Below are 9820 nucleotides of genomic sequence, written 5' to 3'. Positions count from 1 at the left end.
GCGTCTACCCGGGCGAACTCCCCGGCTCTGGCGGCTGGTTACGAAGCGGCCAGTCCGGGGGGTGTACAGAGTGCCCAAAGTTGCTACACTTTGGCTAACCCCTTCCCGGGTGGCTCGGTGCCCTGTTTCCCTATCGTGGCCGGCAAGCTTGATGAGGGGACAGGGCATTGGTCTTTCTTGCATACCAATGTCCTTCTTCGGTGTTTTCCGCCTCCAAAGGTACGCCTGGAGGCGCTTTCAGGCAATCCTCGCTACGAAGAACCAGGATGAGAGCCGATCAATTCCCTGAACTGCGTTTTTGGGTAATCTCCATATACTGGCGAAGCACCCGGTTCATCAGAACCTGGTAGCGACCACCACGGCTCTTGAACCAGTCCAAAACATCCTGATCGACACGAATCGTGATGGGCTTCTTCCTCCCATGGTCGATCACTTGTGCTTGCGCCCAAAATTCTGGGCCCAGATCCGGGATATCGTCGTAGTTGATTTGGGAGTCATCGAGAGCGTCTACCCGTTCCAAATCGGTTTGAGAAGCGATCACCCGCCCGGAGTCCACGTCGTGAACCTTGGTGTCACCTACTGTGTAGCGCACTTTCATAGACCTTCACCTCTCTGCTGTTGGCCTTCCGAAAAGAGATGATTCGGACAACGCCAGAACCTCTCTGGGTGTACACCACCACCATCACTCGCCCGTTCAAGGCCCCTAGCGCAACGAACCTGGGTTCGCCGTAATCCTTGCGGTTGTCCTGAGCGACAACCATAGGGTTGGACCACAAGAGGGGAGCATCTGCGAAGTCAACACCGTGCTTCTCCATGGTGTTGGTTCGCTTGGCATCATCCCATTCAAATTCCATATGTATTATTGTACATACTTACCAAGGCCACCACCACTTCTTGCTGGGCTGCCTTTCGCTCTTTTGGTGGGTCAGCAAGGCTGTTGTTCTGGAGACCTGCTCTCTCAACCAGGCAATCTCCTCATCCTTGGCGCGCAAGTACTCACGAAGCACTTCATTTTCTGCCTGAAGCGCCTTGAAAAGGCTGTATTCTTTGTTGTTGTCTATATGTCCTGAACTGTCTTCAATACTGTTCTCTATGTCTTCTGCGCCGTCCGGAAGCGATATGCTGCCGAACACCCGGATCAGTTCTGACGTATCGATGACCTTCTTCCCATCGCGTAAGGTTTCAACGGTGATAGCACCGGTGTTTATGTATTTTTCATAAAGGTGAGACCGACTTTTTCCGGCCAATCTGGCCGCCTCCGATATACTGACCTTAGCCATGTCAGGAACTGTCCTCAATCTGTCGTCCAGAGGACAGCATAGGAGAGACTACGACTCACCGCCACAACCGATCGAAGCGACGGACGTTGGTGGCCGTGTAGCGGACGGTGTGCTGGATGTTCCGGTGCCCCAGGTAGTCCTGGATGAGCCGGGTATCGGTCCCCTGATCCGCCAGGGCATAGCCGCAGGCATGCCGCAGCATGTGGGGATGAGGCGGTAGGGAAAGGCCTGCGGCCTCGCCATAGGCCCGCAGAAGCTGCCAGACGGTATTCCGGGACAGGGCTTGCCCACGCACGCTCAGAAACACCGCCTGCCGGTCGGGAGGCGTCTGTAGGTCGTGCTTCTGCCAGCGCCGCAGCCAGCGCGCCCGCTCGTTCAGCCAGGAGCGCAGCAGACGGATCTCTTCATTGCGTAGGGGATGACTCGTGGACAGCCCGCCCTTGAGCCGGGTCACATGCAGCACCTTGCTCTCGAGGTCTACCTGGTCCAGCTGCAAGGCGCAGGCCTCGGTAACCCGCAAGCCGTGGCGGTACATGAGCAGGATCAGGCAGCGATCCCGCAATCCCGTCCTCTCGTTGTCCTTGGTAGCCGCCAGAAGCCGGTCGATCTCCAGGGCGGTGAGGTGCTTGCGCTCACTGGACCAGGGCTTGGTCCGGGGACGGGTAGAGACGGGCGCTACCGGGTCCACCTTGGCGGGAACCTCAGCGGATTCCTCCCCGCCAAAGAGCCCCAACTGTCCGGGCAGGACCACTGGCGATTCCCAATCCTCCACGGCCACCTTTCGCTGCCGACCAACGCGCTTCGCCATAGGCTGTGCTCTCCGCGATCCCTAAGGTCTGATGATAGCACCCCGACCGCATTGCCTGCCCCTCTGGAATTCAGTACCCTACGATCCGAGAGTCTTGGAGCCACCAGACACAATGATCCCAACGGTCTTGTGCCTTACATAGATGAGAGCACGACGTGTGATGCACTAAACCTCAAAAGGAAAAGCTAGCATTTTTTAAGGCTAGCTAGCAACAAAATTAAACAATGTTAGACAACCAACAGAGAACACATTTGGGATTCAGTATGCCAGCCTATGCCTTGTTAAAGCACATGTTCGTTGAGTTTCAGATTTGCGCCTCACACCTAAAACTGCCATGATGCAATTACCAGTATCACTAATATGTTTTGATAGGTATGAATACTTTTCTAGAGTTATTGAATCCATTAAGAAAAATAAAATAAACGATAGAAAGATATTTATTTTTCATGACAAGCCTATCGATGGCGGCGCGAATGAAGGTTACTTATTAATCAAGGACTATTGCCATAGCCTTGTCAATAGTCATCCAGAAACTTTTCTTTATGTCGAAAATAAGGTTTAATCTTGGCATCGCATCGCAGTGGTTTAGAGCGATCAGCTTTGTCATTGATTTCTGTGGATTTCCTGGAGTCTGCATACTGGAGGATGATCTAGTTCTGTCCGAACATTATCTAGAAGCAATTGACCACCTCTTTAGCATGTTTCAGCACGATTCCAGAATCGGACTGTTCTCTTGCTTCAATCCAATACCACGAGATGACCATAGTGGATATTCTATGATGGGCCATGACTGGGGTGTATGCATTGGTTCAGAAGCTTGGGATCAAATAAGATGCCTTTATCTAGATTACATTAAAATACAAGCAACGAGAAATTATAATATTCGCGATTCACAGGTTATCAAAAAATGGATTGATAGTTTAGGACTTATTTGGCGAGACGGATATGAAGGATCAGACTCTGTTCTTGAGACATTAATTGCGGCAAATAGGAGAGCGCGTATTGTTCCAAATATAAATTTGGCCATTCCAATTGGAGAGATTGGTGTGCATTTTACACCAGAAGTATTCCGCGGTATGTTTTCCAATGTTAAAATTGACGATTTGGTTGATTTTCGATACCCAAACGACGAAGAGATAAAATCCAGCAACTGAAAATGTTATACTTTCAAAAGAGGTATATACTACGGCGTTGAATAGATGTTGCGACGGACAGGAATCAATTTGTTCTGGAATAAATATTTACTCGGATTACCTTTTATATTTTTCAGACTTCTTTGCTGAAATCAGAACATCATCTGTTTATTGCGGAAAATACGATAACCATTTACCTTGTGGTGAAGATGTAGTCACGTTGATCTACGGTCCATACATCAGGCTTTATGCTGGAAGATATTTTATCATTATCGATTCAGATACATCGGATAAAATAGAACTTATTGTGTACTCAAATAAAAAAATATAAATTTTCCTGGAAGACTTCTTACACATAATGTAATTGCTGAAACGACAAAGTTTGTCTACATCGTTGATGTTTCAGATTTAGTTCTAGATGCAGAAATTGTTTTGCGTGGAACCAGCAGGTCTGTCATTAAGAAAATAGCTTTGTATGGTCATATTATCTGCGGGGACTGGTGATGCAGCATCAAGGAAACTCTGATTGAGCCTGATCTCTTGACTTTCCTGGGCAGATAAAGATTATCAATCAGATCGTCATAAAATGTGATGTAACCCAGTTTCGACTAAGTCAGAGCTTCCTTAAGGTTCACCGACATGTTGAAAGGAGATACGATCGCCAAGTATAGTAAGCAGAGGGACCTCGAAAAACCCGTTTCACCAAAATTATTGTGATTTTGAATCAAAGAGTTGCGCCGTTGTCTATGCAGAAATTTGAGGTTATTAGAGGTGCCCACAGGTATCCCCGACGTTTCGAATGGATAATGGCGTACCTGTGAACGCCCGAGTACCGCAGGTACAATGTCCGGAGCACGGCTGTGCATTTGGTGCTCGTCACTCGCCCCCTGGGCTCGGGAAAGCTCGGGGTTCACGCAGCTCTTCGAGGCTTTAGTCATGGCCATAGTGCGCGAGATGTCCCTACGGACGGTTAGTCAATTGGTCTGGGAGACGGACGAGCGACTCTGGCTGGCGGTCCATCGTTATGCTCCAAAGCCCGCGAGGCGTTAGAGATGTTTGAAATTCAGGCTATCGGTGTCGATGAAACCAGCAGCCGACACGGCCATGACCACATCGCTCTATTCGTGGACTTCCGGAAGAAGCGCCTACTGTTTACCACGCCCAGCAAGGACGCACAGACCTTTGCGCGATTCGCCAGGGATCCGCAGGCCCATAGCGATAGCGCCGAGGCCATTACGGAGGTCAGATTGGACCTCTCACCAGCCTTCCAAAAGGGCGCCGCAGAACACCTGCCCAACGACCAGTTCACCTTTGAACGCTTCCACCTCGTGAAGCTCGTCAACGAGGCCGTGGACGCCGTGCGCAAGGGAGAAGCGCAATCCCAGCCCAGCTTCAAGAAAACCCGCTGGCTCTGGCTTAAGAATCCCAGCAAGCTGACCGCCAAGCAGAGCAAAAAAATTAGAGGATCTAATCAAAGAGCAAACCATGCGGACAGCTCAGGCCTATCAGTTCCGCCTTACTTTTCAAGAAATCTCAGAAAACCGGCATGAAGGTTGCCGTGCTCCTAAAGGACTGGATGGAAACCCCCAAAGCAATCGGCCTCCCACTCTTGGTCATGGTGGCCTACCCCATCAGGATCACTGGGTAGAGTGCACTGCTAGTTCGAGTTCCAGATCACCAACAAGATTCTGGAACGCTTCAACAGCCTCCTGCAGTCAGCCAAGGTACCACGACTCTGGGTTACTATCCCCATAAGAACTACACCAACATGGCCTATCTGATCCTAGGCAAGCCGGATCTCAGGGTACCGACATAAAATGCCGAGGAACTACTTTTCTTTATACCATCATTTGGAGAATCCTGCATGAATAAAAAAATATACTTAGATATAAAAGATCTTCTTGAATACGTCACACACAATACTACATACAGCGGAATCCAACGGGTTGCTTCAGAATTCCTCTTCTCTTGCTTTGAAGAATATCCTGACCTCATAGTTCCTGTGACACCAGGAGGCAGGACTTTTTTAAAAGCATATGACATAACTATATTAAAACAAATACATGAACAAATAATAAGCGGAAACACCTCCAGAACCATTCTTGACAAACTTATTTCAGATATTAAAAAGACAGAATTAGAGGCCGATATAACTCATAATTCTGTCTATTTTATGATAGGTGCGTTTTGGATTTACGAAGACTACAAATATATAATAAACCTAAAGAGAGCAGGATTGCCTTTTGTTTTATTTGTTCACGATCTGATACAAATAAGAAACAGGGAATACGTGGCACAGGATGCAAATTCAAAATTTATACAGAGCTTTAGCGACGTTCTATGTTTGGCCGACTTAATAATAGCTAACTCACATTACGTTGCTGCCGATATAAAGAAGTTTATTGATGAACAAATGAAAAACAATTTAGTCGTGTTGCCAGAGGTTGTTTCGGCTCCATTAGCGACAGAACATAAACATGTAACGCCAACATTTGCTGACCATGCTCTATTAAGAACTCTCGGCATCGATACTGGATCATATGTATTATGCGTTGGCACAATGGAAATACGGAAAAATAACTTATACCTTGTCAAGGTTTGGGAACAACTTATCCGTATACATGGAGTAAATAATATTCCAAAGCTAGTATTTTGTGGTAAGCGTGGATGGCATAACGAAGAATTCTTTGACTATATAGAAGATAAACAATATGTTGGCACTTGGCTGCACTTGATTGAAAGCGCGCCAGAAACATTGCTATCTCTCCTTTATGAGAAATCACTATTTACCTGCTTTGTCAGTTATGCAGAAGGCTGGGGCCTACCGATAAGCGAGAGCCTATCATATGGGAAATTATGCGTCGCCTCGAAAACAACATCAATGCCAGAAGTTGGTGGGCAATTTTGTTTATACATAGATCCTTACGATCCAAACTCAGGTTTTGATGTGATTAATAAGTTAATAGTTGATAAAGTTTTTTTAATTATCGAGAGGATTTTATTAAAAATAACTATAAGGAAAAGACTTGGAGAGACTTTTCACAGGAAATAACTGGGTTTATAGATAATTCAAAATTAATTAACCAATCAGGTGTCTATTGTTTTATCCCACCATCAACAATTACAAGCAGTGGAAACTACGATGTAAGAAAAGCTGTTGATCTTGATAAACCTATATTATCAAGCAAAATGGCCGCAACGAGCGGGTGGCATCAAATTGAAGATTGGGGGATCTGGGCATCTAAGAGCGTAGCTATTTTTGAGTGCGCGATTGAGTCAAAAAAAGATACTTTAATATCATGTTTTATAAAGTTAAAATGCCCTGATGAGATGGGGTTTACAACTGTTTCAGTTGTTCAATCCGGTTTTGTTATTGAAACATTTAATGTAACCAGTAAACCACAGTGGTATACTTTTGATGTGGATATTCATACCGGCTCTAAGTTGGAAATTAAACTTGTTTCACCTAGCAGACGATTTGTAAGCCCCGATAGTAGAGGCAAGATATTTTTTGGTATTCTTGGGTTCGCATATTCATCTGGGGATTTAATCTCTACAGTATCGCTGATCAAAAAAGTTATTAATGACGGTGTCAATGTTATCAATATTAATACTATAGATCAAAAAGAGACCGCTACTGATATCCCGAGAAAAGAGTTTGAAGTCATAAGTACTGAGATAGCGGCAAACGCCATAGCTGATTTTGTTAGTACATTTTACAGCGAGATAAAACCAAGTTTTTTTGAACGATTTTTCGGTTCGCTATATTTGCAAAAAGCGCGTAACAATGCTCGCAAAAAAAGATGGGAAGCGGCAGCTATGTATTATATGAAGATGTTTAATAGAGGTTTAATAGAGGCGAAGCCTGTCGTTCAGCTTGGACACGCATTAAATGAGTCAGGTCTACATAGAGCAGCTTTTATTGCGTACTCTATAGCATATCATCTGAGCCCAGATGACGATGATGTTAAGTTCCACTATGAACTTAATCTGGAAAGACTAAGAAAAACATAAAGGCTAAATCTCATAACCACCCTTTTTGAGAGGCCCAAAGTTGTGAGAGTCGAGCGCCCGCGATTGCGGGCCTCGGCGCTCTCGCAACCCCCTCTCGCTTTGGAAACGTCAACCCAACAGTTCTGAGAATCCGCCTGGATCGCATCCTGGATCATCCATACGCCCTGGCTTGCCACCCTTGGTTCATGGGCCATCCTGACGCGCGCGTTTCTGGATTAATCCAGAAACATTAAAGCGCGCCGTGTAGTACAAATCAGGGATGTCGCCTTGGTGCTTGGTCGGCATCGTCTGTTACCAGTTCAGGACTGGTGGATACTCCTGGTCTGGAGCATCTAGGGTGTCCCCGTTTCGGAGAAGACGCCAGGGCGAAGCTCCCAGAGGTTGACCGGGCGTCCCCTTTCCCGAGTCACCGAATGCGGGGCATGCACCTTCCCTTGGGTTTCTGGCAAATGCAACAGCAGGCTACGGATACGCGTAGCTTTCAGGTGCAAGGCAGCCGATAACTCGGCGCCGGTTTTAGGGCCGTCCTCAAGGGCGGCCAGGAGTCCGGGTGAGGTCTTTCTGTAATCGTGGATTCCGGTCATAACCTGATTCTAGTCTGGTGAACCTTGTGGGTGCCAGGAAGCCCCTCGGTTTCAGGGGATGGGGAATGCAAGATAAAGGGGGTTCTTCGTGGTATAGCTCCAGATCCCATCGCCGCCCTTGGTGACCATCGAGCGCGTGACCTCCCCAACCGGTCTCCCGGGCAGGGGCCGGACGCCCGGCCCGCGCTGGGCGAGGGACCCGCCGCGCAGCGGTGGGACGGGGAGCGCGGCTCGTCCTGCCGCCCCCGCCGACGTGCTACCATCGCCAGGTCCTGACCCAGTGCGGGTTCCACCACGGTGGGTGCGCCGTGCGGCCAGGACGCCCCCAAATCGCCCCCCGTTTCACTCTGTGTGCTACTACCCCCACCTAACCCCCCACTACCCCATGCCAGAAAATCGCTTATAGGGCCCATTTCTGGGCCGATTACGGGGTATCCTCGGCGTGGTTCGTCGCCCGTGGTCCGAGGCTTGCCCATTTCGGTCCGCCTAACGGACGTCTGCCGGACACAATAACCCCATAGCCGCGGCCTCGATGCGCTGGAGGCCTGCGCGGGGTTTCCGGACGCGAGACCTGCGCGATGGGTTCTCGGACAAGCCCAAAACAAAAAGTCCCGCAGACAGAGGCTACGGGACTAAAGCTACAAACGAGAAACACCGAGTCAGGGAAACTAATGCAACAGGATCAAGGGAAACAAGTAGATCAGACACCAAAAATGGAGATCCCTCTCCCCCGCACCCCCTCTCTAGGTCCGTACAGCCCCTACCGTCTGTGCCTACGATCATTCCCGATGGGGGCGGTCCTACCCCTTTCCACCGGGTTGCGGGATTCCGGTCGCGAGACAAGCTCGCGATCCTCACCCCGCTGTACTTTGGAATGTGGAGCTTTCGCTCTGATGGAAAACAAAACGCCAGGATCGGTCCGCCCCCTTCCCCGTACATTGCGGGCTACCGCCCGCGCGGGGGCTGTTATCTGATATAGGCCGGTTCACCGGCCAAAATCGGCCAGCCAATCGGTGACGGTCTGCCGTGGCACACCCAAGACCTCCGCGATCGCTCGATGCGTCATCCCCTGCGCCCGCAGGATTCGTGCTGTGGCTCGGTCCTGCTCTCGGGAGGCCCGCCGCGATGCGCCGCTGGCCACGCCGCCCAACCTCGCGATCTCCAGCTGATTCTTGGCCCGCTTGCCCCGCTCCCGCTGCTTCTCTGGGCTGTGGGTTCCCGCTCAATGAGCTCCCGCAGGCTCTTGGGGTCGTGATCTTCTTCCAGGTCCAGGTGGCAATGCTCTTGGCAATGGCCTTGGTCTCAGAGTGGGGCAAAGGGCGCTGGAATTGCCCGTTAAGGGCATCTACGTGCCCCAGGACGGCCTTTTGCCAGCGGGCTAGGCCATTGGGTGCCCAGTGGTCCCGGATCGCGCTGTAGGCCCAGAATCGCGTCTGGTGGAACAGGGTGACATTCCGCCCTGTGCCGTAGGCCTCGGATGCTTCCGGCAGGTGCCGGTGGACCGTGAGGTCCACATACTCGGCCAGCTCTCCCAGGGTGTAAGGCTGGGCGTGGATTTGCCACACTAGCCAGCGGTCGCAACAAGGGTTCTTGGTCACGAGCTTGGCGTATCCCGCATCGGCCCCCAGAGCCACGGTGTAGGCCCGCTCGATGGCTGCCAGGAACTCCATGGGCTTGAGGCGGGCAAGGCTGGTGGTACACACACCAGCGGCCAGGAAGTACACCAGATGCCCGCGCCCCGTGCTGCGGGTGAGCGTGGCGAGATTGGCGAACCGGCAAGCAGGACGTCTCCCACACCGGCCAGAAGTCGTTGGGGTCCACCACCTGCCGGTCCACGTCGAAGACCAGAACCCAGACCATGCCGGGGTGATTGTGCTGGATATAGGCCTTGGCCAAGGCCACCCTGAGGGGAAGAATCCTGAGGCCTGCGCCCAGATCGTCCGTGCAGTAGGGCTTGATGGGCAGATGTTCGCGGAATCGCTGGAGGACGGGGCTAGACAC

At 50.3% G+C, this 9820-nt stretch carries 8 protein-coding genes and 1 pseudogene; 4 read left to right on the top strand and 5 right to left on the bottom strand.

From position 1 onward, the window contains the following. Window positions 1-277: 277 nt before the first annotated feature. Genes ACAty_RS14730 through ACAty_RS14715 form a run of 4 tightly spaced genes read right to left on the bottom strand, consistent with a single transcriptional unit; the run spans window position 278 to window position 2088 of the window. Window positions 278-598, bottom strand: a complete 321-nt coding sequence (locus tag ACAty_RS14730; protein WP_051620914.1) for a BrnA antitoxin family protein — start codon at window positions 596-598, stop codon at window positions 278-280. Then, a complete protein-coding gene (locus ACAty_RS14725; RefSeq protein WP_040131517.1) occupies window positions 573-854 on the bottom strand; it encodes a BrnT family toxin in 282 nt (93 codons plus the stop codon). Before ACAty_RS14725 ends, ACAty_RS14730 begins: the two co-directional genes overlap by 26 nt. Window positions 855-872: 18 nt before the next feature. Further along, entirely contained in the window at window positions 873-1280 is a 408-nt protein-coding gene (locus ACAty_RS14720) for a hypothetical protein (protein WP_051620912.1), read from the bottom strand. Window positions 1281-1335: 55 nt separating this feature from the next. Further along, entirely contained in the window at window positions 1336-2088 is a 753-nt protein-coding gene (locus ACAty_RS14715; RefSeq protein WP_004872588.1) for a tyrosine-type recombinase/integrase, read from the bottom strand. Window positions 2089-2864: 776 nt separating this feature from the next. On the opposite strand from ACAty_RS14715, the gene ACAty_RS16040 reads away from it, so the two are divergent. The 4 genes and pseudogenes from ACAty_RS16040 (at window position 2865) to ACAty_RS16035 (ending at window position 7235) form a co-directional block, all read left to right on the top strand. Further along, on the top strand, window positions 2865-3242 hold the full coding sequence (locus ACAty_RS16040; RefSeq protein WP_153801874.1) for a hypothetical protein: 378 nt from the start codon (window positions 2865-2867) through the stop codon (window positions 3240-3242). A 796-nt stretch (window positions 3243-4038) separates the two neighbouring features. Continuing rightward, window positions 4039-5037, top strand: a pseudogene (locus ACAty_RS16590) (ISL3 family transposase); the annotation flags it as partial. A gap of 48 nt (window positions 5038-5085) precedes the next feature. After that, window positions 5086-6273: a glycosyltransferase family 4 protein gene (locus ACAty_RS15685; RefSeq protein ID WP_082179341.1), complete on the top strand. Its 1188-nt coding sequence runs from the start codon at window positions 5086-5088 to the stop codon at window positions 6271-6273. Window positions 6274-6410: 137 nt separating this feature from the next. Continuing rightward, entirely contained in the window at window positions 6411-7235 is an 825-nt protein-coding gene (locus ACAty_RS16035; RefSeq protein WP_153801873.1) for a hypothetical protein, read from the top strand. A 1438-nt stretch (window positions 7236-8673) separates the two neighbouring features. Here the strand turns inward: ACAty_RS16035 and ACAty_RS16855 are convergent. After that, window positions 8674-9690, bottom strand: a complete 1017-nt coding sequence (locus ACAty_RS16855) for a replication initiation protein (RefSeq protein ID WP_272945204.1) — start codon at window positions 9688-9690, stop codon at window positions 8674-8676. Between the last annotated feature and the right edge of the window lie 130 nt (window positions 9691-9820).

Origin of the sequence: Acidithiobacillus caldus ATCC 51756 (assembly GCF_000175575.2) — a bacterium.
GTDB lineage: Bacteria > Pseudomonadota > Gammaproteobacteria > Acidithiobacillales > Acidithiobacillaceae > Acidithiobacillus_A > Acidithiobacillus_A caldus.
This window is presented reverse-complemented; position numbering and strand designations above follow the sequence as displayed.

What these genes read in the sequence shown, in the direction of transcription:
- ACAty_RS16035 (WP_153801873.1), top strand. Translation starts at nt 6,411, where the DNA reads ATGGCCGCAACGAGCGGGTGGCATCAAATTGAAGATTGGGGGATCTGG.
- ACAty_RS14715 (WP_004872588.1), bottom strand. Translation starts at nt 2,088, where the DNA reads ATGGCGAAGCGCGTTGGTCGGCAGCGAAAGGTGGCCGTGGAGGATTGG.
- ACAty_RS14720 (WP_051620912.1), bottom strand. Translation starts at nt 1,280, where the DNA reads ATGGCTAAGGTCAGTATATCGGAGGCGGCCAGATTGGCCGGAAAAAGT.
- ACAty_RS16040 (WP_153801874.1), top strand. Translation starts at nt 2,865, where the DNA reads ATGATGGGCCATGACTGGGGTGTATGCATTGGTTCAGAAGCTTGGGAT.
- ACAty_RS14725 (WP_040131517.1), bottom strand. Translation starts at nt 854, where the DNA reads ATGGAATTTGAATGGGATGATGCCAAGCGAACCAACACCATGGAGAAG.
- ACAty_RS15685 (WP_082179341.1), top strand. Translation starts at nt 5,086, where the DNA reads ATGAATAAAAAAATATACTTAGATATAAAAGATCTTCTTGAATACGTC.
- ACAty_RS14730 (WP_051620914.1), bottom strand. Translation starts at nt 598, where the DNA reads ATGAAAGTGCGCTACACAGTAGGTGACACCAAGGTTCACGACGTGGAC.